Annotated in this window: 22 protein-coding genes, 1 tRNA gene and 1 rRNA gene; 21 read left to right on the forward strand and 3 right to left on the reverse strand. The window is 52.8% G+C overall.

What is annotated here, in order from left to right; translation table 11 throughout:
- Positions 1 to 160: 160 nt before the first annotated feature.
- The 14 genes from HV355_RS08880 (at position 161) to HV355_RS08945 (ending at position 13,086) form a co-directional block, all read left to right on the forward strand.
- Positions 161 to 1,135, forward strand: a complete 975-nt coding sequence (locus tag HV355_RS08880) for an MDR family oxidoreductase (protein WP_182401650.1) — start codon at positions 161 to 163, stop codon at positions 1,133 to 1,135.
- A 77-nt stretch (positions 1,136 to 1,212) separates the two neighbouring features.
- A complete protein-coding gene (gene msrP / locus HV355_RS08885; protein WP_109492450.1) occupies positions 1,213 to 2,214 on the forward strand; it encodes a protein-methionine-sulfoxide reductase catalytic subunit MsrP in 1,002 nt (333 codons plus the stop codon).
- Entirely contained in the window at positions 2,215 to 2,814 is a 600-nt protein-coding gene (gene msrQ / locus HV355_RS08890) for a protein-methionine-sulfoxide reductase heme-binding subunit MsrQ (RefSeq protein ID WP_126545360.1), read from the forward strand.
- Positions 2,815 to 3,047: 233 nt separating this feature from the next.
- Positions 3,048 to 3,500 (forward strand): type II 3-dehydroquinate dehydratase, encoded by a 453-nt coding sequence (aroQ, locus tag HV355_RS08895; protein ID WP_108416103.1) that lies wholly within the window; start codon positions 3,048 to 3,050, stop codon positions 3,498 to 3,500.
- Between the two features lie 21 nt (positions 3,501 to 3,521).
- Positions 3,522 to 3,983 (forward strand): acetyl-CoA carboxylase biotin carboxyl carrier protein, encoded by a 462-nt coding sequence (gene accB, locus HV355_RS08900; protein WP_010436174.1) that lies wholly within the window; start codon positions 3,522 to 3,524, stop codon positions 3,981 to 3,983.
- Positions 3,984 to 3,993: 10 nt separating this feature from the next.
- Positions 3,994 to 5,343, forward strand: a complete 1,350-nt coding sequence (gene accC, locus HV355_RS08905; RefSeq protein WP_010436177.1) for an acetyl-CoA carboxylase biotin carboxylase subunit — start codon at positions 3,994 to 3,996, stop codon at positions 5,341 to 5,343.
- Between the two features lie 108 nt (positions 5,344 to 5,451).
- A complete protein-coding gene (locus HV355_RS08910; protein WP_108416102.1) occupies positions 5,452 to 5,694 on the forward strand; it encodes a YhdT family protein in 243 nt (80 codons plus the stop codon).
- Positions 5,684 to 7,135 carry a sodium/pantothenate symporter gene (gene panF, locus HV355_RS08915; RefSeq protein WP_126815556.1) on the forward strand — a complete coding sequence of 484 codons (1,452 nt, stop codon included), beginning with the start codon at positions 5,684 to 5,686 and terminating at the stop codon, positions 7,133 to 7,135. The genes HV355_RS08910 and panF overlap by 11 nt, the downstream gene beginning before the upstream one ends.
- A gap of 11 nt (positions 7,136 to 7,146) precedes the next feature.
- The gene (gene prmA, locus HV355_RS08920) at positions 7,147 to 8,028 is read left to right on the forward strand and encodes a 50S ribosomal protein L11 methyltransferase (RefSeq protein ID WP_089598437.1); all 882 of its coding nucleotides are present in this window, start codon (positions 7,147 to 7,149) and stop codon (positions 8,026 to 8,028) included.
- 137 nt (positions 8,029 to 8,165) lie between these two features.
- A complete protein-coding gene (locus HV355_RS08925) occupies positions 8,166 to 8,906 on the forward strand; it encodes a carbonic anhydrase family protein (RefSeq protein WP_182401652.1) in 741 nt (246 codons plus the stop codon).
- Positions 8,907 to 9,236: 330 nt separating this feature from the next.
- Positions 9,237 to 10,202 (forward strand): tRNA dihydrouridine synthase DusB, encoded by a 966-nt coding sequence (dusB, locus tag HV355_RS08930; RefSeq protein ID WP_010436190.1) that lies wholly within the window; start codon positions 9,237 to 9,239, stop codon positions 10,200 to 10,202.
- A 23-nt stretch (positions 10,203 to 10,225) separates the two neighbouring features.
- On the forward strand, positions 10,226 to 10,522 hold the full coding sequence (gene fis, locus HV355_RS08935; RefSeq protein WP_000462905.1) for a DNA-binding transcriptional regulator Fis: 297 nt from the start codon (positions 10,226 to 10,228) through the stop codon (positions 10,520 to 10,522).
- A 178-nt stretch (positions 10,523 to 10,700) separates the two neighbouring features.
- The gene (locus tag HV355_RS08940; RefSeq protein WP_003860373.1) at positions 10,701 to 10,865 is read left to right on the forward strand and encodes a DUF2556 family protein; all 165 of its coding nucleotides are present in this window, start codon (positions 10,701 to 10,703) and stop codon (positions 10,863 to 10,865) included.
- A gap of 139 nt (positions 10,866 to 11,004) precedes the next feature.
- On the forward strand, positions 11,005 to 13,086 hold the full coding sequence (locus HV355_RS08945; RefSeq protein ID WP_182401654.1) for a bifunctional diguanylate cyclase/phosphodiesterase: 2,082 nt from the start codon (positions 11,005 to 11,007) through the stop codon (positions 13,084 to 13,086).
- On the opposite strand, the gene envR is transcribed toward HV355_RS08945, so the two are convergent.
- Positions 13,029 to 13,721: an acrEF/envCD operon transcriptional regulator gene (gene envR, locus HV355_RS08950; protein WP_182401656.1), complete on the reverse strand. Its 693-nt coding sequence runs from the start codon at positions 13,719 to 13,721 to the stop codon at positions 13,029 to 13,031. The two genes, HV355_RS08945 and envR, sit on opposite strands and share 58 nt — an antisense overlap.
- 386 nt (positions 13,722 to 14,107) lie before the next feature.
- Here envR and HV355_RS08955 point away from each other — a divergent pair, with 386 nt between their 5' ends.
- The 7 genes from HV355_RS08955 (at position 14,108) to HV355_RS08985 (ending at position 23,481) form a co-directional block, all read left to right on the forward strand.
- Positions 14,108 to 15,247 (forward strand): efflux RND transporter periplasmic adaptor subunit, encoded by a 1,140-nt coding sequence (locus HV355_RS08955; RefSeq protein ID WP_108416095.1) that lies wholly within the window; start codon positions 14,108 to 14,110, stop codon positions 15,245 to 15,247.
- 10 nt (positions 15,248 to 15,257) lie between these two features.
- Positions 15,258 to 18,371, forward strand: coding sequence for an efflux RND transporter permease subunit (locus HV355_RS08960; protein ID WP_182401657.1), 3,114 nt, complete (start codon positions 15,258 to 15,260; stop codon positions 18,369 to 18,371).
- Positions 18,372 to 18,618: 247 nt separating this feature from the next.
- Positions 18,619 to 18,840 carry a lipoprotein gene (locus HV355_RS08965; RefSeq protein ID WP_006178893.1) on the forward strand — a complete coding sequence of 74 codons (222 nt, stop codon included), beginning with the start codon at positions 18,619 to 18,621 and terminating at the stop codon, positions 18,838 to 18,840.
- A 488-nt stretch (positions 18,841 to 19,328) separates the two neighbouring features.
- Entirely contained in the window at positions 19,329 to 20,354 is a 1,026-nt protein-coding gene (locus HV355_RS08970; protein ID WP_010436204.1) for an amino acid ABC transporter substrate-binding protein, read from the forward strand.
- A 66-nt stretch (positions 20,355 to 20,420) separates the two neighbouring features.
- A complete protein-coding gene (locus tag HV355_RS08975; protein WP_182401659.1) occupies positions 20,421 to 21,602 on the forward strand; it encodes an amino acid ABC transporter permease in 1,182 nt (393 codons plus the stop codon).
- A gap of 9 nt (positions 21,603 to 21,611) precedes the next feature.
- Complete coding sequence (locus HV355_RS08980) at positions 21,612 to 22,715, forward strand: amino acid ABC transporter permease (RefSeq protein WP_010436209.1); 1,104 nt, start codon at positions 21,612 to 21,614, stop codon at positions 22,713 to 22,715.
- A gap of 7 nt (positions 22,716 to 22,722) precedes the next feature.
- Positions 22,723 to 23,481: an amino acid ABC transporter ATP-binding protein gene (locus HV355_RS08985; protein ID WP_010436211.1), complete on the forward strand. Its 759-nt coding sequence runs from the start codon at positions 22,723 to 22,725 to the stop codon at positions 23,479 to 23,481.
- Between the two features lie 106 nt (positions 23,482 to 23,587).
- Here HV355_RS08985 and rrf read toward each other — a convergent pair.
- Both rrf and HV355_RS08995 read right to left on the reverse strand, forming a co-directional pair.
- Positions 23,588 to 23,703: ribosomal RNA gene (gene rrf, locus HV355_RS08990) — 5S ribosomal RNA — on the reverse strand.
- 43 nt (positions 23,704 to 23,746) lie between these two features.
- A tRNA-Thr gene (locus HV355_RS08995) sits at positions 23,747 to 23,822 on the reverse strand.
- Positions 23,823 to 23,827: the final 5 nt, after the last annotated feature.

The raw sequence follows: 23,827 nt of genomic DNA on the forward strand, positions 1-23,827 counted from the left end.
GGGGTAGCGAGTAAGCGCTAACTTGCATTTGAGATGCGGCATACTACCAAATCGGGTGTATCTGGCAATTTATTGCGTTAAATCGGCATAGCGTTGCACTGAGCGAGTATAGTCTTCGGACGTTATTTTCCAATCATCTTAATCGTAATGGGGACCCTGTATGCAGGCTTTGATCTTAGAACAGCAGGACGGCAAAACGCTTGCCTCGGTGCAAGCCATTGAAGAGAGTCGACTGCCCGAAGGCGAAGTAACCGTCGATATCGACTGGTCCAGTTTAAATTACAAAGATGCCCTGGCAATTACCGGTAAGGGTAAAATCATCCGAAATTTCCCGATGGTGCCAGGGATCGATTTTGCGGGACGCGTGCATACCAGCGAAGATCCTCGCTTCCATGCGGGTCAGCAAGTACTGCTCACGGGCTGGGGCGTGGGGGAAAATCACTGGGGCGGGCTGGCCTCACAAGCCCGCGTGAAAGGTGACTGGCTGGTACCGCTGCCAAAAGGTATGGATGGTCGCAAAGCGATGATCATCGGTACCGCAGGGTTTACCGCCATGCTGTGCGTGATGGCGCTGGAAGATGCCGGTATTCGTCCAGAGTCCGGTGAGATTGTCGTGACCGGTGCCAGCGGTGGCGTGGGTAGCACGGCGGTGACGCTGCTGCACAAGTTGGGTTATCAGGTTGCTGCCGTGTCTGGCCGCGAAAGCACCCATGACTATCTGCGTCAACTCGGTGCCAACCAAATTCTGGGCCGTGAAGAGTTTGCCGAAACTCGCCCGCTGGAAAAACAGATCTGGGCGGGAGCAGTGGATACCGTCGGTGACAAAGTCCTGGCGAAAGTGCTGGCGCAGATGAACTACGGCGGCTGCGTGGCGGCCTGTGGCCTGGCGGGCGGTTTTGCCCTGCCAACCACCGTGATGCCATTCATTCTGCGTAACGTTCGCCTGCAGGGTGTAGATTCCGTGATGACGCCGTCTGCGCGTCGTGCAGAAGCCTGGGAACGTCTGGCGCGCGACCTCCCTGAATCATTCTATACCCAGAGCGCCACTGAGATTACGCTCAGCCAGGCACCTGAATATGCCAGTAAAATCATGGATAACCAGTTCCACGGTCGTGCACTGGTAAAAATTGCCTAATCTTCAATTTTTCGTGACATATTCGCGCTAACGCTTCTCCTCCGTCATGCTTAGAAAAACGCATGACGGAGGATGCCATGAAAAACCGAAAACTGACGGAAGCCGACGTAACGTCAGAATCTGTCTTTATGTTACAGCGCCGCCAGATCCTGAAAATGCTTGGCATCAGCGCCACTGCGCTGACCCTTACTCCTGCGGCTCATGCCGATCTGCTCGACTGGTTTAAAGGCAACGATCGTCCGAAAGCCCCTTCCGGTGCCCCGCTCACCTTTACGAAACCGGCCGAATGGCAAAACAAACTGACGCTCACACCGGAAGATAAAGTTACCGGCTATAACAACTTCTACGAATTTGGTCTGGATAAGGCCGATCCTGCCGCCAATGCAGGCAGCATGAAAACCGATCCGTGGACCCTGAAAATCGACGGTGAGGTAGCAAAGCCCCTCACGCTGGATCATCACGACCTCACCACACGTTTCCCGCTCGAAGAACGTATCTATCGCATGCGCTGCGTGGAGGCCTGGTCGATGGTGGTGCCCTGGGTCGGCTTCCCGCTGCACAAGCTGCTGGCGCTGGTTGAACCCACCAGCAATGCAAAATACGTCTCCTTCCAGACGCGCTACGCCCCGGACGAGATGCCGGGCCAGAAGGATCGGTTCATCGGCGGCGGGCTTGAGTATCCTTATGTGGAGGGGTTACGCCTCGACGAAGCCATGCATCCGCTCACCCTGCTGACCGTTGGGGTTTACGGCAAAGCGCTTCCACCGCAAAACGGTGCGCCTGTTCGCCTGACCGTACCGTGGAAATACGGTTTTAAGGGGATTAAATCTATCGTCAGCATTAAGCTTACCCGCGAACGTCCGCCGACCACCTGGAACCTGGCGGCCCCCGGCGAGTACGGTTTTTTTGCTAACGTGAACCCCCATGTTGACCATCCGCGCTGGTCGCAGGCCACCGAGCGGTTTATCGGCTCTGGCGGCGCATTGGATGTGAAGCGTCAGCCTACGCTGCTGTTTAACGGCTACGCGGATGAAGTGGCGTCACTCTATCGCGGGCTGAATTTACGGGAGAACTTCTGAGTGCGTTTAACCGTTAAGCATATCACCTGGCTCAAAGTGTTATTGCACCTGGCCGGGCTGCTTCCTTTTATCTGGCTGTTCTGGGCGGTCAGTCACGGCGCATTCAGCGCCGATCCAGCGAAAGATATTCAACATTTTACCGGTAGGATGGCTCTGAAATTTTTACTGGCAACCTTGCTGATATCGCCGCTGGCACGCTACGCTAAACAGCCACTTTTGATACGCACCCGTCGGCTGCTGGGGTTATGGTGTTTTGCCTGGGCGACGCTGCACCTCACCAGCTACGCGCTTCTGGAGTTGGGCATTAATAATCTGGCACTGTTAGGCCGCGAGCTGGTTACGCGCCCGTATTTGACGCTGGGTATCGTCAGCTGGCTGGTGTTGCTGGCATTAGCGCTGACCTCCACGCAATATGCCCAGCGAAAACTGGGCAGGCGCTGGCAGCTCTTGCATAACTTCGTCTATCTTGTCGCGATCCTCGCGCCCATCCACTACCTGTGGTCAGTGAAGATTTTATCACCGCAGCCGGTCATCTATGCCCTGCTGGCACTGGCGCTTTTAGCGTGGCGTTACAAGAAGTTCCGCCAGTGGTTGCGATAGTTCGCGAAACTGTGCGTTTTCCCGCAGATTACTTATCGACCGTGAATCTTTTTCCGATAGCGGTTGATAATCTTCCCTGATAAGACCAGTATTTAGCTGCCAAATGCTACGAAATCGTTATAATGTGCGACTTTGGTTTTCCTGATGGAGTTTTCAGACTCTGATTAGGTGACAATCGCGCATCGAAGGTATATTTTGTTTTTTACCGGAAATTCGCAGGAGATAGCGGCACAATGGCGGATAAATTCCAGATCTTAGTTTTGAACGGACCGAACCTGAACATGCTCGGCACCCGTGAGCCAGAGAAGTACGGCACGCTAACATTGAGTGAAATTGTTAACCGTCTGATGACGGAAGCAGCTTCGCTGAATGTCGATTTGGACCATTTTCAGTCAAATGCGGAGTACGCAATCATCGACCGTATTCATCAGGCTAAAGACAATGTGGACTATATCCTGATCAATCCGGCCGCGTTTACGCACACCAGTGTAGCTATTCGCGACGCACTGCTCGCGGTGAGTATCCCGTTTATCGAGATCCACCTGAGTAACGTGCACGCCCGAGAGCCGTTCCGCCACCATTCCTATCTGTCAGATATCGCTGCTGGCGTGATCTGTGGTCTGGGTGCAGACGGTTATTCATACGCTTTACAGACAGCGGTAAAACGCTTGTCACAATCAAACTAAACAAGAGTACGGAACCCACTCATGGATATTCGTAAGATTAAAAAACTGATCGAGCTGGTTGAAGAATCAGGCATCTCCGAACTGGAAATTTCTGAAGGCGAAGAGTCTGTACGCATCAGCCGTGCAGCCCCAGCCGCTAGCTTCCCGGTAATGCAGCAAGCTTATGCTGCGCCAGTGCAGCAGCCTGCGCTTTCCGCAGCCGTTGCGCCAGCCGCAGAAGCCGCACCTGCAGCAGCTGCAGAAATCAGTGGTCACATCGTACGTTCCCCAATGGTTGGTACTTTCTACCGCACCCCGAGCCCGGACGCGAAGGCGTTCATCGAAGTGGGTCAGAAAGTCAACGTAGGCGATACCCTGTGCATCGTTGAAGCGATGAAAATGATGAACCAGATCGAAGCTGACAAGTCAGGTACTGTGAAAGCGATTCTGGTCGAAAGTGGTCAGCCGGTAGAATTTGACGAGCCGCTGGTCGTCATCGAGTAACGAGGCGAACATGCTGGATAAAATTGTTATCGCCAACCGTGGCGAGATTGCACTGCGTATTCTTCGTGCCTGTAAAGAACTGGGCATCAAGACCGTGGCCGTGCACTCAAGCGCGGATCGCGATTTAAAACACGTATTGCTGGCGGATGAGACGGTCTGTATTGGCCCGGCTCCGTCCGTAAAAAGCTATCTGAACATCCCGGCTATCATCAGCGCCGCTGAAATCACCGGCGCGGTGGCAATTCATCCGGGTTACGGCTTCCTCTCTGAGAACGCCAACTTTGCTGAGCAGGTTGAACGCTCTGGCTTTATCTTCATCGGCCCGAAAGCCGACACCATTCGCCTGATGGGCGACAAAGTGTCTGCAATCACCGCCATGAAAAAAGCCGGTGTTCCAACCGTACCCGGCTCTGACGGCCCTCTGACCGACGACATGGATGCTAACCGTGCTCATGCTAAACGCATTGGCTACCCGGTTATCATCAAGGCGTCCGGCGGCGGCGGCGGTCGCGGTATGCGCGTTGTGCGCAGCGATGCTGAACTGGCTCAGTCCATCTCCATGACCAAAGCTGAAGCGAAAGCCGCTTTCAGCAATGACATGGTGTACATGGAAAAATACCTGGAAAACCCACGTCACATCGAAATTCAGGTGCTGGCTGACGGTCAGGGTAACGCCATCTATCTGGCAGAACGTGACTGCTCCATGCAGCGTCGTCACCAGAAAGTGGTCGAAGAAGCGCCAGCACCGGGCATTACCCCGGAACTGCGTCGCTACATCGGCGAGCGTTGCTCCAAAGCGTGTGTCGATATCGGCTATCGCGGTGCAGGTACCTTTGAGTTCCTGTTCGAAAACGGCGAGTTCTATTTCATCGAAATGAACACCCGTATTCAGGTTGAACACCCGGTTACCGAAATGATCACCGGCGTTGACCTGATCAAAGAACAGCTGCGTATCGCTGCAGGCCAGCCGCTGTCCATCAAACAGGAAGAAGTTGTGGTGAAAGGCCATGCGGTGGAATGCCGTATCAACGCCGAAGACCCGAATACCTTCCTGCCAAGCCCGGGTAAAATCACGCGCTTCCACGCGCCGGGTGGCTTTGGTGTGCGTTGGGAGTCTCATATCTACGCCGGCTACACCGTACCGCCGTACTATGACTCAATGATCGGTAAGCTTATCTGCTACGGCGAAAACCGTGACGTGGCGATTGCCCGCATGAAGAACGCCCTGCAGGAGCTGATCATCGACGGTATCAAAACCAACGTCGATCTGCAGATGCGCATCATGAGCGACGAGCACTTCCAGAATGGTGGGACTAACATCCACTATCTGGAGAAAAAACTCGGTCTGCACGAGAAGTAAGACTGCAGCAACGCGAAAAGGCCGGATTATCCGGCCTTTTTTATTTCTGGGGCCTGGAAAGCCTCATCATGTACAATCCCCGCTTTCTTCATCCACAAGGGACAAAAAATGGACAAACGTTTTGTTCAGGCCCATAAAGAAGCGCGCTGGGCGCTGTGGCTGACCCTTCTCTATCTTGCCGCATGGTTAGTAACTGCTTACTTACCAGACTCCGCTATTGGCATCACCGGCCTGCCGCACTGGTTCGAAATGGCCTGCCTGCTGGTGCCTGTGGTGTTTATCCTGCTGTGCTGGGCAATGGTCAAATTCATCTACCGCGATATTCCGCTGGAGGACGATGATGCAGCTTGAAGTCATTCTGCCGCTTATCGCGTACTTGTTAGTGGTGTTTGGTTTATCCGTTTACGCCATGCGGAAACGCACGACAGGTAGCTTCCTGAACGAGTATTTCCTCGGTAGCCGCTCGATGGGCGGCGTGGTGCTGGCCATGACGCTGACCGCGACCTACATCAGCGCCAGTTCATTTATCGGTGGACCCGGTGCCGCCTATAAGTACGGGTTAGGCTGGGTGCTGCTGGCAATGATCCAGCTGCCTGCCGTCTGGCTTTCGCTCGGCATACTGGGCAAAAAATTTGCCATTCTGGCGCGCCGTTACAATGCCGTGACGCTCAACGATATGCTGTTTGCACGTTACCAGAGCCGTTTACTGGTGTGGCTGGCCAGCTTAAGCCTGCTGGTGGCCTTTATTGGCGCGATGACGGTACAGTTTATCGGTGGGGCGCGCCTGCTGGAAACGGCTGCCGGGATCCCCTACGAGACAGGCCTGATCATCTTCGGGGTCAGCATTGCGCTGTATACCGCGTTTGGTGGATTCCGCGCCAGCGTGCTGAACGACACGATGCAGGGCATGGTTATGCTTATCGGCACTATCGTCCTGCTGGTCGGCATCGTCCACGCCGCGGGCGGCCTGAGCCATGCGGTTGAAACGCTCGAGGCGATAGATCCAAAACTGGTTTCGCCGCAGGGCGCCGATGACATCCTTTCTCCAGCATTTATGACCTCGTTCTGGGTATTAGTGTGCTTTGGGGTTATCGGTCTGCCGCATACGGCTGTGCGCTGTATCTCTTATAAAGACAGCAAAGCCGTGCACCGGGGTATCATTATCGGCACTATCGTTGTCGCGATCCTGATGTTTGGTATGCACCTGGCGGGCGCATTAGGGCGCGCGGTGATCCCCGATCTCACCGTGCCGGATCTGGTGATCCCAACGCTAATGGTCAAAGTGCTTCCGCCGTTCGCTGCCGGGATTTTCCTTGCCGCACCGATGGCCGCCATCATGTCGACAATCAACGCTCAACTGCTGCAAAGTTCCGCTACGATCATTAAAGATCTTTATCTGAACCTGCGCCCGGAACAGGTCGAAAATGAGCGACGCCTGAAGCGCATGTCGGCCGTTATTACGCTGGTGTTAGGCGCATTGCTGCTGCTAGCCGCATGGCGCCCACCGGAGATGATCATCTGGCTGAACCTGCTCGCGTTTGGCGGCCTTGAAGCCGTCTTCCTGTGGCCGCTGGTATTGGGACTCTACTGGGAGCGCGCGAATGCTGCAGGCGCGCTGAGCGCCATGATTGTCGGCGGGGTGCTTTACGCCGTGCTCGCAACATTTAAAATTCAGTATCTGGGCTTCCATCCGATTGTGCCTTCGTTACTGCTAAGTTTACTGGCGTTTGTGGTGGGGAACCGTTTCGGTCAGCCCGTTCCACAACCCGCTATGATTTCTACTGATAAATAAAGAGTTTTGCCATGCCGTGGATCCAACTAAAACTGAACACAACCGGCGCGAATGCCGAAGAGCTGAGCGATGCGCTGATGGAGGCCGGTTCGGTCTCAATCACCTTCCAGGACACGCATGACACGCCGGTCTTTGAGCCGCTGCCGGGCGAAACCCGCCTGTGGGGTGATACCGACGTCATCGGCCTGTTCGATGCGGAAACCGATATGAAAGAGGTGGTTGCCCTTCTGGAAAACCATCCGCTGCTGGGCGCAGGCTTTGTGCATAAAATCGAACAGCTGGAAGACAAAGACTGGGAACGCGAGTGGATGGATAACTTCCACCCGATGCAGTTCGGCAAGCGTCTATGGATTTGCCCAAGCTGGCGCGACGTACCGGACGCGAATGCGGTCAACGTGATGCTCGATCCGGGTCTGGCGTTTGGGACCGGCACCCATCCAACAACCTCACTCTGTTTGCAGTGGCTGGACGGACTGGATCTGGAAGGCAAGACAGTGATCGACTTCGGCTGCGGTTCCGGGATCCTTGCGATTGCTGCCCTGAAACTGGGCGCGGCAAAAGCCATCGGGATCGATATCGATCCGCAGGCGATTCAGGCCAGCCGCGATAATGCCGAGCGTAACGGCGTTTCCGACCGTCTGGAGCTGTATCTGCCTGATGCTCAACCTGAGGCCATGAAAGCCGACGTGGTAGTGGCAAACATCCTGGCTGGCCCATTACGTGAACTGGCACCGTTAATCAGCGTGCTGCCCGTTGAGGGCGGTCTGCTGGGGCTTTCTGGTATTCTGGCAAGCCAGGCTGACAGCGTCTGTGAAGCCTATGCCGATCTCTTCGCGCTCGACCCGGTGGTTGAGAAAGAAGAGTGGTGCCGCATTACCGGTCGTAAAAAATAAGCCTTTGGCGTGGTCCTCTGACCACGCCTTTTTCCCTCTGATATTTCTCCCGCCTTTCACCTGTCTCCGCTAAAATAACCACACAAATCATGTGTTTTAATTTTGATTTGAATAATAAAATCCACAGGAAGAATGTAATGAAACACGTTTATGGCAAGGCAGCACTGCTGGCGCTGAGCATGGTCTCGGCTTCCGCTATCGCATCACACTGGAGCTATCAAGGAGAAGGCGCACCGGAGCACTGGGGCGAACTGGACGAGGCGTACAAGACCTGTAAAAGCGGGATGAACCAGTCTCCCATTAACATCGATTCCACCGCGAAAGCACATCTCTCCCCGCTGGAAACACACTATATTGACGGCCCCGTTACGCTGACAAACAACGGACATACTATTCAGGCCGTTGAAAAGGCGGACACCCGCGACAGCATTACCCTCGATAACCAAACCTGGACCTTACAGCAGTTCCACTTCCACGCGCCGAGTGAAAACACGGTGCACGGTAAGGCGTTCGCAATGGAAATGCATCTGGTGCATAAGAACGAGAAGGGTGAGCTGGTGGTGGTTGCCGTGATGTTTAATCAAGGTGCCGCTAACGCTGAGCTGGATAAACTCTGGGGCGTGATGCCGGGCCAGGTTGACCAGAACGTCAGCATCAAGCCAAACCTCGACATGAACCAGCTGCTGCCAAAAGATAAGACGTACTGGCGCTTTAGCGGGTCACTCACCACCCCACCGTGCTCCGAGGGCGTCACCTGGATTGTGCTCAAGCATCCGCTGACCGTCTCAACAGAACAGTTGGACAAATTCACCCACACGATGCATCACGATAATAACCGTCCGGTACAGTCACTTCATGGCCGCGTCGTCGTTGAATAATGTGCATTTTTCGCGCTGAGATGATGTTCTAAAATGCGACGCAGATCGCAAAGAAGCGGGATAATCTGCTGTTAAAAACAGCAGATTATCCCGCTGAAGTGATTCATTTATTCAGAAATGATGAGAAGTTACGGGAAATTGTAAGCGCCCATAAAATAACCATTAATGCATAACACAATGATTTAAATAGTGAATAATTTTCCCCGAATAGTCTTAGCGGCGATTCCTTGATCTACAGCAGTGGATTGTTCAAAGTTTGGCCTTTCATCTCGTGCAAAAAATGCGTAATATACGCCGCCTTGCAGTCACAGTATGGTCATTTCTTAACTCATGCGCATCGGACACCACCAGCTCAGAAATCGCCTGATCGCAGCGCCAATGGCAGGTATTACCGACCGGCCGTTCAGGACGTTGTGCTACGAGATGGGAGCAGGATTAACCGTTTCCGAGATGATGTCGTCTAACCCACAAGTGTGGGAAAGCGATAAGTCCCGTTTGCGGATGGTGCATGTGGATGAGCCAGGTATTCGCACCGTGCAAATTGCCGGAAGCGTGCCTGAAGAGATGGCAGACGCCGCGCGTATCAACGTGGAAAGTGGTGCCCAAATTATTGATATCAATATGGGTTGCCCGGCCAAGAAAGTGAATCGCAAGCTTGCAGGTTCAGCCCTTCTGCAATACCCCGACCAGGTGAAGTCAATCCTGACGGCGGTTGTCAGCGCAGTGGACGTTCCTGTTACGTTAAAGATTCGCACGGGTTGGTCGCCGGAACACCGTAACTGTGTAGAGATTGCCCAACTGGCCGAAGACTGTGGCATTCAGGCCCTGACCATTCATGGACGCACACGCGCCTGTTTGTTCAACGGTGAAGCTGAATACGACAGCATTCGGGCAGTTAAGCAGAAAGTTTCCATTCCGATTATCGCGAATGGTGACATTACTGACCCGCTTAAAGCCAGAGCTGTGCTCGACTATACGGGAGCTGATGCTCTGATGATAGGACGTGCCGCTCAGGGAAGACCCTGGATCTTTCGGGAAATCCAGCATTATCTGGACACTGGAGAGCTGCTTGCTCCGCTGCCTCTGGCAGAGGTTAAGCGCTTGCTTTGTTCGCATGTTCGGGAATTGCATGACCACTACGGTCAGGCAAAAGGGTACCGAATTGCGCGTAAACACGTCTCCTGGTATCTCCAGGAGCACGCTCCAAATGACCAGTTTCGGCGCACATTCAACGCCATAGAGGATGCCAGCGTACAGCTGGAGGCGTTGGAGGCATACTTCGAAAATCTTGCGTAATGAAATAAAGAGCTGACAGAACTATGTTCGAACAACGCGTAAATTCTGACGTACTGACCGTATCTACCGTTAACTCCCAGGACCAGGTAACTCAAAAGCCCCTGCGTGACTCGGTTAAACAGGCACTGAAGAACTATTTTGCTCAACTGAACGGTCAGGATGTTAATGACCTGTATGAGCTGGTACTGGCTGAAGTTGAACAGCCACTGTTGGACATGGTGATGCAATACACCCGCGGTAACCAGACCCGCGCTGCGCTGATGATGGGTATCAACCGTGGTACTCTGCGTAAGAAATTGAAAAAATACGGCATGAACTGATACTAATCAGTTAAATGCTTGTTTAAAAAGGCGCTCTTCGGCATGGGGAAGCGCCTTTTTTATTGCCCATAATGGCAACCGTCAACGCTTTGTAAACCTTCACCTCTCCCGCTTTTAAAGCGCGACTTTTCGTGTATATTTCCAGCACCTTACTGGTTCTTTCCTGCGGAATGGCACAATGATTCGTAAATACTGGTGGCTGGTTGTTTTTGCTGTCTCTGTTTTCATTTTCGATGCGCTGCTGATGCAGTGGATTGAACTGATGAGCACCGAAACCGATAAGTGCCGCAATATGAATTCCGTGAATCCTCTAAAACTGGTCAATTGCTCTGAGCTCGACTAGCCTGCGAACATCGCCAAAAACACGATAATCACACAGTAAAAACGGGGATTTAAATCCCTTTGAGTCATTACCTTACGGTGATAATGTCTCGCCCTTCCCAACCGCTCTTGCGTAACCTCACACTCGAGTAGAACCGTCCATGCTGGTCAGCCAATACAATCATATCCTGGTAGTCCTCTCCTTTGTTGTTGCCATCCTTGCTGCGTATACCGCGCTGAACATGGCTGCACGCGTTGCCGGGAGCCAGGGCGTCGCTGCCCGCGTCTGGCTGGCTGGCGGCGGTATTGCAATGGGTATTGGCGTGTGGGCCATGCATTTTATCGGCATGCTGGCGATGGACCTCTCCATGAGTATGAGCTACAACGCCACCCTGACGGTGTTATCCATGCTTATCGCCGTGGGCTCTTCGCTTTTTGCGCTATGGCTCGTGAGCTGCGAGCAATTACGCTTGCGCCGACTGTTGCCCGGCGCGCTGGTGATGGGAAGCGGTATTGTTGCCATGCATTACACCGGCATGGCGGCGCTGGAAGTGATGCCCGGGATTATCTGGGACAAGGTCTGGGTGGCCATTTCGGTCGCGATTGCGCTTGCCGCTTCACTCGCAGCATTATGGCTGACCTTCCGCCTGCGTCACGAAGCCGCGCAGGTCGTGCTGATGCGCATGGGGGCCGCCATCACGATGGGAATTGCGATTGCCGGGATGCACTATGCAGGCATGAAAGCGGCGCAGTTTCCGATGTCCACAATGGTTCACCATGAAGGTATCAACGGGAGCTGGCTGGCGGTGCTGGTCAGCGTCGTCGCACTCTCTATTCTCGGGATCACCCTGCTGGTGTCGATGCTGGATGCCCGCCTTCAGGCACGTACTGCCCTTCTGGCCTCGTCGCTTGCAGAAGCGAACCGGGAACTCGCGCAACTGGCGCTGCACGATACCCTGACGCGTTTGCCCAACCGCATCCTGCTGGAAGACAGACTCGATCAGGCTATCAGTAAAGCAGACCGCGAGGGTACGCACTTTGCGCTGATGTTCATGGATCTCGACGGGTTTAAAACCATCAATGACGCCTACGGGCATGATGTCGGCGATAAGCTCCTGGTTGCCGTGACGGAGCGGTTGTTGCTGCCACTGAAGGGCCAGTTCACTCTCGCCCGTATCGGTGGCGATGAATTTGTTCTGCTGGCGGAGAGTGAAGGCCCGGATGATGCGGCCTCGCTGGCCAATTCGCTGGTTCGCGCTATAGATAACCCATTTAACCTGGAACCTTATGAACTGGTGGTGACCCTCAGCATTGGGATCGCGCTTTACCCGCATGACGGCAAAACCGATCGCGAGCTGATGTTCAATGCCGATGCGGCGATGTACCACACAAAACATATGGGCCGGAACGGGTATCATTTTTTCCAGCCCTCCATGAATACGCTGGCGCAGACCCATCTGCAGTTGATGAACGATCTGTGGCTGGCCATCGATCGCGATGAACTTCGTTTGCTCTATCAGCCTAAATTCCATGCACCTGCAGGCCCCCTCCTCGGTTTTGAAGCACTACTACGCTGGCAGCATCCGAAGCAGGGATTATTGACGCCCGAACTCTTCCTGCCGCTGGCAGAAAAAACGGGTCTGATTATTCCCATCGGTAACTGGGTTATCAATGAAGCCTGTCGCCAGTTGCGTGAATGGCACCTACAGGGGCACCGTAACTGGTCGATGGCAGTGAACCTGTCGACGCTGCAGTTTGAACAACCTTCACTGGTAAAAACGGTGCTCGACTGCCTGACCCGTCACGACGTCCCTCCGGAAATGCTGATCCTTGAAGTGACCGAAACCACAGCGATGAGCAACCCTGACGAAAGCGTGCGGGTACTGACAGAACTGACCAATGCCGGGGTGAAAGCCTCCATTGATGACTTCGGAACCGGGTATTCAAGCCTGCTATACCTTAAGCGCCTCCCCGCCAGTGAACTGAAAATTGATCGTGCTTTTGTGCAGGAATTGAGTGGGGAAAGTGAAGATGCCACCATTGTCTCAGCCATCGTGGCGCTGGCAAAAACGCTCAATCTAAAAGTGGTGGCGGAGGGTGTGGAAACCGAAGCACAGCAAACGTTTCTGACCGAGCTGGGCTGTCACACACTCCAGGGTTACCTGTTAGGTAAGCCGGTCAGTGCTCAGACCATTGAGGCACTTTGTGAACATGGGGAGATGCTGCCCGGCGCGGAAGTATAAACGTCATCCTGCGGCGACACGCGTATCACAGGGAGTGTCCCCAGGATGTTGTCGACCAGAGCGGGTGCCTGCTGATAAAGATTAAAACTGTCGCTATTCATTAACCAGTTTTTAATTATCCCGCTAAAAAAGCCATGGAGAACGATCAGCGTCAAATCAACATTAACCTGCGGTGAAATCACTTTCCGTGAAATGCAATTCTCCAGCGTCGCCCGCAGATAATCATTGTTAAAACCAATACGTTTACGAATTTCATATTCTGAAATCATATCATTTTTAAATTCACATTTATGATACAGGATTTGTAAAAGCGCACACTGCCGTGGTTCACGCGCGATATATTGCAACGCTGTGATAAATTGCTCACGGAGCATTAACAATGGGTCATCATTTTCGGTGAGCGATAGCCTGTCACGAATAATTTCACGCAGGGGGATCTGCTGCTCCCAAATGGCATTAAATATTTCGGCTTTACTGGAAAAATGCCAGTAGACTGCGCCGCGCGTAACCTTTGCGGCATCAGCGATGTCCGTAAGCGTCGTGTTGGCTACGCCACGGGTAGCAAACTCACCGATTGCCGCCTCGATCAGCAATTGCCGGGTTTTCTGGGCATCTTCTTTCTTTTTACGCGCCATAGACAGTTACTCGTTATTCACACGTTGAAGACTTAATTTTGGAGTCAGGTAACAAAGTATTCCCTAAAATCGGTTTTAATTTTGCACAAAAAAAGTCAATCCTCTTAATTTATAATTAAGATGAATGAATGAAAGCAATTAAATTCACCCTAGATATGAATGAGACCATTAAATCCCATTTACTTGATTATTCATGCGTAAGTATATCGTCTAATGGACCCGGTCTGATTCTGATTTTTGTCTTCCCCCCCTCTTCATTCGCACTTATAAATTAAAAAACATTAAATACCCTCATTATTATATGCAGCTACATTTTTGTATTTGTACCCTGCCCCTGTCACCGATTTACGGCAAATATCGGTTAATGGGTAGTTAAAGGAACAGTAATGACGAATCATTTCAGACTCTTACCCTTAGCCGGTTTTATTGTCTGCGCCGCACTGCTCACCGGATGCGATGGGCAGGAAAACCAGCAACAACATCCACAAGCCCCTCAGGTGAGTGTACACATTGTCAAAAGCGCTCCACTGGCAGTCACAACGGAACTTCCTGGCAGGACAGATGCGTATCGCGTTGCGGAGGTTCGTCCTCAGGTTAGCGGCATCATTCTGCGCCGTAACTTCACAGAAGGCAGTGATGTGAAGGCAGGCGACTCCCTTTATCAAATCGATCCTGCAACGTATCAGGCGGCCTATGACAGTGCGAAAGGCGAACTGGCGAAAGCGCAGGCGGCAGCGAATATTGCGCATCTGACGGTGAAACGCTATGTCCCGCTGGTCGGCACCCAGTATGTCAGCAAGCAGGAATACGATCAGGCAGTGGCGACGGCGCAACAGGCCGATGCCAGCGTCGTTGCCGCGAAGGCCGGTGTTGAAAGCGCCCGCATCAATCTTGCCTATACCAAAGTGACATCACCCATCAACGGACGTATCGGCAAATCCAGCGTCACTGAAGGGGCTCTCGTCACTAACGGGCAGGCTACCGCCCTGGCAACGGTACAGCAGCTTGATCCCATCTACGTCGATGTGACTCAGTCCAGCAATGATTTTATGCGCCTGAAACAGACCAGCCTGGAAAAAGGGGACGCCACCAGCACCGTTGAGCTATTGATGGAAAACGGTCAGCCATACCCGCAGAAGGGTACGCTGCAGTTCTCCGATGTGACGGTCGACGAAAGCACCGGTTCGATTACCCTGCGCGCGATCTTCCCAAATCCTCAGCATCAACTCTTACCCGGTATGTTTGTCCGCGCGCGCATTGATGAAGGCACACAGCCGAATGCCATTCTGGTTCCGCAGCAGGGCGTGACCCGCACACCGCGCGGTGACGCAACGGTGATGGTGGTTAACGATAAAAACCAGGTTGAATCGCGGACCGTCGTTGCACCTCAGGCGATTGGCGACCGCTGGCTGGTGACGGAAGGGCTGAAAAATGGCGACCGCGTGATTGTCAGCGGCCTGCAAAAAGTCCGTCCTGGCGTCACCGTCGTGGCGACACCTGACACCGCTGCAACGCCTGCCAGTTAAGGACAACGACATGGCTAATTTCTTTATTCAAAGGCCGGTTTTCGCCTGGGTACTCGCTATTATTTTGATGATTGCGGGCGGGCTGGCTATTCTGAAACTGCCCGTTGCGCAGTATCCGACCATCGCCCCTCCTGCTGTTGCCATCACAGCAACCTACCCTGGCGCTGACGCCCAGACGGTGCAGGATACCGTGACGCAGGTTATCGAGCAGAACATGAACGGCATCGATAATCTGATGTATATGTCGTCCACCAGCGATTCTGCGGGTAACGTCACCATCACTCTGACCTTCGAGTCGGGTACAGATCCGGACATCGCGCAGGTTCAGGTTCAAAACAAACTTCAGCTCGCCATGCCGCTGCTGCCACAAGAAGTACAGCAGCAAGGGATTGGCGTTGAAAAATCCAGCAGTAGCTTCCTGCTGGTTGCGGGCTTTGTATCGGACAATAAAAACCTGACACAGGATGATATCTCTGACTACGTCGCGTCGAATGTGAAAGATGCGATTAGTCGCACAACGGGTGTTGGTGATGTGCAGCTGTTCGGTGCGCAATATGCGATGCGTATCTGGCTTGACAGCAATGCGATGAATAAATACCAGCTGACGCCTTTGGATATTATCAATCAGCTGAAAACGCAGAATGACCAGATTGCGGCCGGTCAGCTAGGTGGAACGCCATCTGTTCCGGGCCAGCAATTGAACGCCTCTATCATCGCGCAAACCCGCCTAAAATCGCCGGAAGAGTTTGGCCGCGTGACGCTGAAGGTAAACCAAGACGGCTCCATGGTGCACCTGAAGGATGTGGCTCGCATTGAGCTGGGCGGCGAAAACTACAACATGGTCACCAAGATCAACGGGCAGGCGGCTACGGGTCTCGGGATCAAGCTGGCAACCGGGGCAAACGCGCTGGATACGGCGGCAGCAATTAAGAGTAAGCTGGCGCAGCTGCAGCAATTCTTCCCGCAAGGATTGAAGGTTGTCTATCCCTATGACACCACGCCGTTCGTGAAAATCTCCATCCACGAAGTGGTGAAAACCCTGTTCGAGGCGATCATTCTCGTCTTCCTGGTCATGTACCTGTTCCTGCAAAACCTGCGTGCGACGCTCATCCCGACTATCGCGGTGCCGGTCGTTCTGCTGGGTACCTTCGCGGTTCTGGCGGCGTTTGGTTTCTCCATCAATACCCTGACGATGTTTGGGATGGTGCTGGCGATAGGCCTGTTGGTCGATGATGCTATCGTGGTCGTTGAGAACGTTGAACGTGTCATGGTCGAGGACAAGCTGCCACCGAAAGAGGCCACGCAGAAGTCGATGGAGCAGATCCAGGGCGCACTGGTGGGGATCGCCATGGTGCTCTCGGCGGTCTTTATTCCGATGGCCTTTTTTGGCGGCTCGACGGGGGCAATCTATCGCCAGTTCTCGCTGACTATCGTTTCCGCTATGGCCTTGTCCGTACTGGTTGCGCTAATCCTGACGCCCGCCCTTTGTGCAACGTTGCTTAAGCCCGTATCCGGCGACCATCATGAGAAAAAAGGTGGTTTCTTCGGCTGGTTTAATGCGCTCTTTGATAAAAGCGTGGAGCACTACAGCAACAGCGTGAGTGGTATTTTGCTTAAGACAGGGCGCTATCTGGTGGTGTACGTCATTATTGTCGGTGGGATGGCGGTGCTTTTCCTGCGCTTACCTACCTCCTTCCTGCCCGAAGAGGATCAGGGGGTATTTATGACGATGGTTCAACTCCCGGCAGGTGCAACCCAGACGCGTACGCAGCAGGTCCTCGACCAGGTTCAGGATTACTACCTGACCAAAGAGAAAGCGAATGTTGAGTCCGTCTTTACCGTTAATGGTTTTAGCTTTAGCGGCCAGGGGCAAAACTCCGGTATCGCCTTCGTCAGCCTGAAACCCTGGGAAGAACGCCCGGGTGAGAAGAATAGCGTTGAAGCCATTGTAGGTCGCGCGACGAAAGCGTTCAGCCAGATCAAAGATGGCCTCGTGTTTCCCTTTAACCTGCCCGCAATTATCGAGTTAGGGACTGCAACAGGGTTCGATTTCGAACTGATCGATCAGGCCAACCTGGGACATACGCAGTTAACTCAGGCGCGTAACAAACTGCTCGGCATGGTAAAGGAGCACCCCGACCTGCTGGTTCGAGTGCGTCCTAACGGTCTGGAAGATACCCCTCAGTTCAAACTGGATGTCGATCAGGAGAAAGCACAGGCACTGGGTATCAGCCTCTCTGATGTCAACCAGACGATCTCGACGGCATTAGGGGGCACTTACGTAAATGACTTTATCGATCATGGCCGCGTGAAAAAAGTGTACGTTCAGGCCGATGCCCGCTTCCGCATGTTGCCGGGAGACATCAACAACCTTTACGTGCGTAGCGCAAATGGTGAAATGGTACCGTTCTCGGCCTTTAGCAACGCCCACTGGGTGTATGGTTCTCCTCGCCTTGAACGCTACAACGGCATGCCATCAATGGAGATCCTCGGTGAATCCGCACCAGGCAAAAGTACCGGTGAAGCAATGGTCATGATGGAAAGCCTCGCCTCAAAACTGCCTTCTGGAATCGGCTACGACTGGACAGGTATGTCATATCAGGAACGACTTTCAGGCAACCAGGCACCAGCGTTGTATGCTATCTCACTGATAGTGGTGTTCTTATGCCTGGCTGCGCTGTATGAGAGTTGGTCTATTCCATTCTCCGTCATGCTGGTTGTGCCATTGGGGGTGATAGGCGCGCTTCTCGCAGCATCATTGCGAGGACTGAACAATGACGTCTATTTCCAGGTCGGCCTTCTGACAACAATTGGATTATCGGCCAAAAATGCCATCCTGATTGTAGAGTTTGCCAAAGATCTGATGGAGAAGGAGGGCAAAGGGATAATTGAAGCGACGCTGGAAGCGTCCCGGATGCGCCTTCGTCCTATCCTGATGACTTCGCTGGCCTTTATTCTGGGCGTCATGCCGTTGGTAATAAGCACCGGTGCCGGGAGCGGCGCGCAAAACGCCGTCGGTACGGGCGTTATGGGGGGAATGCTATCCGCAACGCTTTTGGCTATCTTCTTCGTACCCGTATTCTTCGTGGTTGTCCGTCGGCGATTCACAAGCCATAAAGAATAACCCATCCCTAAAAGGCACCTCTGGTGCCTTTTTATTTAAGGTAAACAACAGTTTTAAATTTCTTCAGCTTCATATTTTCTCCATTAATTCTTTTTGCCGCTCATTTTTCTCCATGATTTTTACAATTCACATAATTTGAGATTATTCCCCCTGCAACGCGAACTTCTACCGGTGGTAAAATAGCCACTAATTCGTTAATTGCCGTTTTGGCTTTATGGCGAATGTGAGAAAACACTGAGGTAACATCATGAAAAGATTCATTTCCGTTGCACTTCTCGCTGCGCTGCTTGCTGGTTGCGCGCACGATTCTCCATGTGTACCGGTATACGACGATCAAGGCCGACTGGTTCATACCAACACCTGCATGAAAGGCACCACCCAGGATAACTGGGAAACAGCCGGTGCTATCGCTGGCGGTGCTGCCGCAATAGCGGGTCTGACGCTGGGTATCGTGGCTCTGACCAAATAACCACTGGGGCATGACTCATTCCTGAAAGCGCGGCTCTGTCCGCGCTTTTGCTTTTAAATAGTGCACTAATTTCATATAAGTAAAAAAAGAGCCCTCTTTTATTCACGCCTGGTATTTTTTATAAGATTTACGTCACATCTTTATTGCTTATCTTGACGAATTACCAATTCCATCGTGATGATATTCACATATTAAATCCATTTAATACCCTGCCAATATTCACGGCTGAAACTACCTCTGGCTTTAACCTTATCCTTCAGCCAACTTTTGCTCTAATTTGTGGCGCAGGTTGGAATTTCGCACCGTTTCGGGGCATTCGATTTATTTTAGCCTGTCTACACTCAGCATTATGCGTTCACTTGTCCATATTTAATCGAGCGCAAAACCTGGCATTACGTTTGCTTTATAAACGTTGGCCAAAGCCACAGACAGGTAAAAGCGTTTTAAAACGCCTCTATAACGATAAATTTCGCCACACAGGATCCGTTATGAAAAAGACGATGATAGCCAGCCTGGCCGCCGCGAGCGTGTTGTTTGCTGTAGCCGGACAGGCGCAGGCGGGCACGACGCTGGATGCCGTTAAAAAGAAAGGTTTTGTACAATGTGGTATCAGTGACGGTTTGCCAGGCTTTTCCTATGCCGACGCGAACGGCAAGTTTACCGGTATTGACGTTGATGTCTGCCGTGGCGTTGCCGCAGCGGTTTTCGGTGATGACAGCAAAGTAAAATATACCCCACTGACGGCGAAAGAACGTTTCACTGCGCTACAGTCTGGCGAAGTTGATATGCTCTCCCGCAATACGACCTGGACCTCCTCGCGCGACGCGGGAATGGGAATGTCATTTACCGGCGTCACCTATTACGACGGCATCGGCTTCCTTACTCACAATAAAGCCGGTCTGAAAAGCGCTAAAGAGCTGGATGGTGCGACTGTGTGCATCCAGGCGGGTACTGACACAGAGCTTAACGTCGCGGACTACTTCAAATCCAATAAAATGAAGTACACCCCAGTCACCTTTGATCGCTCCGATGAGTCGGCTAAGGCGCTGGAGTCAGGCCGTTGCGATACCCTGGCGTCTGACCAGTCACAGCTCTACGCATTACGCATCAAATTGAGCAACCCTGCCGAGTGGATTGTCCTGCCTGAAGTGATCTCCAAAGAGCCTCTTGGCCCCGTCGTTCGCCGCGGCGATGAGGACTGGTTCTCCATTGTTCGCTGGACATTGTTTGCCATGCTGAATGCCGAAGAGATGGGCATCAGCTCGAAAAACGTCGATGAGAAAACCGCTAATCCGTCCACGCCGGATATGGCACATCTTCTGGGCAAAGAGGGTGATTTCGGCAAGGACCTGAAGCTGGATAACAAGTGGGCTTATAACATCATTAAACAGGTCGGTAACTATGCCGAGATCTTTGAGCGCAACGTGGGTTCGGAAAGCCCGCTGAAGATCAAACGCGGCCAGAACAATCTCTGGAATAACGGCGGTATTCAGTACGCGCCGCCTGTACGTTAAGTCTTTGCTGTAACGGGCACTGCAAGCGCAGTGCCCAGTCCAGAGTCATGGTTACCGAGGTTTTTTATGTCCCATCGCCGCTTAGCCGTAAAAGGATCGCTGTCCTTTTCTCATCCCGCGGTCCGCGCCTGGCTTTTCCAGATTATTGCTGTTGTCGTGGTTGTGGTTATCGCCATTTATTTAATCCACAACACCGTTACCAACCTGAATAACCGAGGCATCACCTCGGGTTTTGCCTTTCTGGATCGCAGCGCGGGTTTTGGCATTGTTCAGCATCTTGTTGATTATCAGGAAGGCGATACGTATGGACGCGTATTCATCGTAGGTCTGCTGAATACGCTGCTGGTGTCAGCGCTCTGTATTGTGTTCGCTTCCGTACTCGGCTTTTTCCTTGGTCTGGCCCGACTTTCTGAAAACTGGCTGCTGCGGAAACTGTCGACCATTTATATCGAAACCTTTCGTAATATCCCGCCACTGCTGCAGATTTTCTTCTGGTATTTCGCTGTCCTGCGTAACCTTCCGGGTCCTCGCCAGGCCGTGGATGCTTTCGATCTTCTTTTTCTGAGCAACCGCGGGTTATACATACCCTCTCCGCAGGTCGCTGAAGGGCTTTATGCCTTCATCATCGCAATAATTATTGCACTCGCGATTTCTGTCGGCGTGTTCCGCTATAACCGTAAGCATCAGATCAAAACCGGACAGTTGCGTAAAACATGGCCGGTTGGCGCCGCACTGATTGTTGGCCTGCCGTCAGTCGCCCACTGGCTATTTGGCGCAGCCTTACACTGGGATATTCCGCATCTGCGTGGTTTTAACTTCCAGGGCGGGATGGTGTTAATTCCGGAACTGGCCGCACTGACGCTGGCGCTCTCGATTTATACCTCCGCATTTATTGCGGAGATCATCCGCTCCGGGATCCAGGCTGTTCCTTACGGGCAGCACGAGGCGGCGCGCTCGCTGGGCTTGCCAAATACCGTGACGCTTCGCCAGGTCATTATTCCGCAGGCTTTACGGGTCATCATCCCGCCACTGACCAGCCAGTACCTCAATATTGTCAAAAACTCATCACTGGCCGCAGCCATCGGCTACCCCGATATGGTGTCACTGTTCGCTGGGACCGTGCTTAACCAGACCGGGCAAGCGATTGAAACTATTGCCATTACCATGTCTGTTTATCTGATCATCAGTCTGATGATTTCATTGTTGATGAACCTTTATAACCGCCGTATAGCACTGGTTGAGCGCTAAGGATCCATGATGACAAAAGCGATATTGTCGCACTCCTCGCGTCCTGCCAGCACAACAGGTGGGCGCTTCATTATCTGGGCACGTAAGAACCTGTTCTCCAGCTGGAGTAACAGCCTGCTGACGATTGTGTGCCTGTGGTTAATCTGGGAACTGATCCCGCCGCTGCTTAACTGGGCTTTCCTGCAGGCGAACTGGGTGGGCTCCACACGCGCGGATTGTACGAAAGCGGGTGCATGCTGGGTCTTTATCCACGAACGTTTTGGTCAGTTCATGTATGGATTGTACCCACATGAACAGCGCTGGCGGATTAATCTGGCGCTGGTTATCGGTCTGCTCTCCATCGCCGTAATGTTCTGGAAAAAGCTTCCTCACCGTGGCCGATACATTGCGAGCTGGGCTGTTGTTTATCCGATTATTGTTTGGGTATTGTTGTATGGCGGTTTTCTGGGGCTCGAGCGTGTTGAAACCCGTCAGTGGGGCGGACTGACGCTGACGCTCATTATTGCCTCTGTGGGGATCGCTGGCGCTCTGCCGTGGGGGATTTTACTGGCTCTGGGACGGCGTTCAAAAATGCCGGTCGTACGCGTCCTCTCCGTTATTTTCATAGAGTTCTGGCGTGGCGTACCGCTTATCACCGTTCTGTTTATGTCGTCGGTCATGCTGCCGCTGTTTATGGCAGAAGGCACAACGATAGACAAACTGATCCGCGCCCTGGTCGGGGTGATTCTGTTTCAGTCAGCCTACGTTGCTGAGGTTGTGCGTGGTGGTCTGCAGGCATTGCCTAAAGGCCAGTACGAAGCCGCTGAATCTTTGGCACTCGGTTACTGGAAAACGCAGGGTCTGGTCATTCTCCCGCAAGCACTCAAGCTGGTCATTCCGGGTCTGGTCAACACGATCATTGCCCTCTTCAAAGATACCAGTCTGGTGATCATCATCGGATTGTTCGATCTCTTTAGCAGCGTGCAGCAGGCTACCGTTGACCCTGTCTGGCTGGGTATGTCCACCGAGGGATATGTCTTCGCTGCCCTGATCTACTGGATCTTCTGTTTTAGCATGTCGCGCTATAGCCAGCATCTGGAAAAGCGCTTTAACACCGGGCGTACACCGCACTGAGGAAATTATGAGCCAGATTACTATGACACCTGCCGACGCGATGATTACGCTGGAAAACGTCAATAAATGGTACGGACAATTTCATGTCCTGAAGGATATCAATCTCAAGGTGAAGCAGGGCGAACGTATCGTACTTTGTGGTCCTTCCGGTTCAGGCAAATCCACAACTATTCGCTGTATTAACCATCTTGAAGAACATCAGCAGGGGCGTATTGTGGTTGATGGTATCGAGTTGAATGAAGATATTCGCAATATCGACCGTGTACGACAGGAAGTGGGGATGGTGTTCCAGCACTTCAATCTGTTCCCGCATCTGACCGTTCTGCAAAACTGCACGCTGGCCCCCATTTGGGTTCAAAAGATGCCGAAAAAAGAGGCCGAAGCGTTGGCAATGCATTATCTGGAGCGTGTGCGTATTGCTGAACATGCCAATAAATTCCCTGGGCAGATATCCGGCGGTCAGCAGCAGCGTGTGGCCATCGCCCGTTCCCTATGCATGAAACCTAAGATAATGTTGTTTGATGAGCCGACATCAGCGCTGGATCCAGAAATGGTGAAAGAGGTGCTGGATACCATGATTGGGCTGGCGCAATCCGGGATGACGATGCTGTGCGTGACGCATGAGATGGGGTTTGCCAGAACTGTCGCTGACAGGGTGATCTTTATGGATCGTGGAGAGATTGTCGAACAGGCACCACCGGATGAGTTCTTTGCGCATCCGAAGTCAGAACGCACGCGGGCATTTTTATCGCAGGTGATTCATTAATCCTTTGTTATGCCGGGTGGCGGCTTCGCCTTACCCGGCCTACAGTTTGTGTAGCGTAGAAACGCAAAAAGGCCATCCTTTCGGATGGCCTTCTCACTTATTTGATGTCTGGCAGTTCCCTACTCTCACATGGGGAGACCCCACACTACCATCGGCGCTACGGCGTTTCACTTCTGAGTTCGGCATGGGGTCAGGTGGGACCACCGCGCTAAAGCCGCCAGACAAATTCTTTTACTTCTTGCCGAACTTTAACCTAAGTATAAAGTGGTGCTGATACCCAGAGTCGAACTGGGGACCTCACCCTTACCAAGGGTGCGCTCTACCAACTGAGCCATATCAGCACGCT

It is taken from the genome of Enterobacter sp. RHBSTW-01064 (assembly GCF_014103035.1).
Taxonomy (GTDB): domain Bacteria; phylum Pseudomonadota; class Gammaproteobacteria; order Enterobacterales; family Enterobacteriaceae; genus Enterobacter; species Enterobacter mori.

Coding starts and splice junctions, on each gene's coding strand:
- HV355_RS08880 (WP_182401650.1), top strand. CDS start 161: ATGCAGGCTTTGATCTTAGAACAGCAGGACGGCAAAACGCTTGCCTCG.
- msrP (WP_109492450.1), top strand. CDS start 1,213: ATGAAAAACCGAAAACTGACGGAAGCCGACGTAACGTCAGAATCTGTC.
- aroQ (WP_108416103.1), top strand. CDS start 3,048: ATGGCGGATAAATTCCAGATCTTAGTTTTGAACGGACCGAACCTGAAC.
- accB (WP_010436174.1), top strand. CDS start 3,522: ATGGATATTCGTAAGATTAAAAAACTGATCGAGCTGGTTGAAGAATCA.
- accC (WP_010436177.1), top strand. CDS start 3,994: ATGCTGGATAAAATTGTTATCGCCAACCGTGGCGAGATTGCACTGCGT.
- HV355_RS08910 (WP_108416102.1), top strand. CDS start 5,452: ATGGACAAACGTTTTGTTCAGGCCCATAAAGAAGCGCGCTGGGCGCTG.
- panF (WP_126815556.1), top strand. CDS start 5,684: ATGCAGCTTGAAGTCATTCTGCCGCTTATCGCGTACTTGTTAGTGGTG.
- prmA (WP_089598437.1), top strand. CDS start 7,147: ATGCCGTGGATCCAACTAAAACTGAACACAACCGGCGCGAATGCCGAA.
- HV355_RS08925 (WP_182401652.1), top strand. CDS start 8,166: ATGAAACACGTTTATGGCAAGGCAGCACTGCTGGCGCTGAGCATGGTC.
- dusB (WP_010436190.1), top strand. CDS start 9,237: ATGCGCATCGGACACCACCAGCTCAGAAATCGCCTGATCGCAGCGCCA.
- fis (WP_000462905.1), top strand. CDS start 10,226: ATGTTCGAACAACGCGTAAATTCTGACGTACTGACCGTATCTACCGTT.
- HV355_RS08940 (WP_003860373.1), top strand. CDS start 10,701: ATGATTCGTAAATACTGGTGGCTGGTTGTTTTTGCTGTCTCTGTTTTC.
- HV355_RS08945 (WP_182401654.1), top strand. CDS start 11,005: ATGCTGGTCAGCCAATACAATCATATCCTGGTAGTCCTCTCCTTTGTT.
- envR (WP_182401656.1), bottom strand. CDS start 13,721: ATGGCGCGTAAAAAGAAAGAAGATGCCCAGAAAACCCGGCAATTGCTG.
- HV355_RS08955 (WP_108416095.1), top strand. CDS start 14,108: ATGACGAATCATTTCAGACTCTTACCCTTAGCCGGTTTTATTGTCTGC.
- HV355_RS08960 (WP_182401657.1), top strand. CDS start 15,258: ATGGCTAATTTCTTTATTCAAAGGCCGGTTTTCGCCTGGGTACTCGCT.
- HV355_RS08965 (WP_006178893.1), top strand. CDS start 18,619: ATGAAAAGATTCATTTCCGTTGCACTTCTCGCTGCGCTGCTTGCTGGT.
- HV355_RS08970 (WP_010436204.1), top strand. CDS start 19,329: ATGAAAAAGACGATGATAGCCAGCCTGGCCGCCGCGAGCGTGTTGTTT.
- HV355_RS08975 (WP_182401659.1), top strand. CDS start 20,421: ATGTCCCATCGCCGCTTAGCCGTAAAAGGATCGCTGTCCTTTTCTCAT.
- HV355_RS08980 (WP_010436209.1), top strand. CDS start 21,612: ATGACAAAAGCGATATTGTCGCACTCCTCGCGTCCTGCCAGCACAACA.
- HV355_RS08985 (WP_010436211.1), top strand. CDS start 22,723: ATGAGCCAGATTACTATGACACCTGCCGACGCGATGATTACGCTGGAA.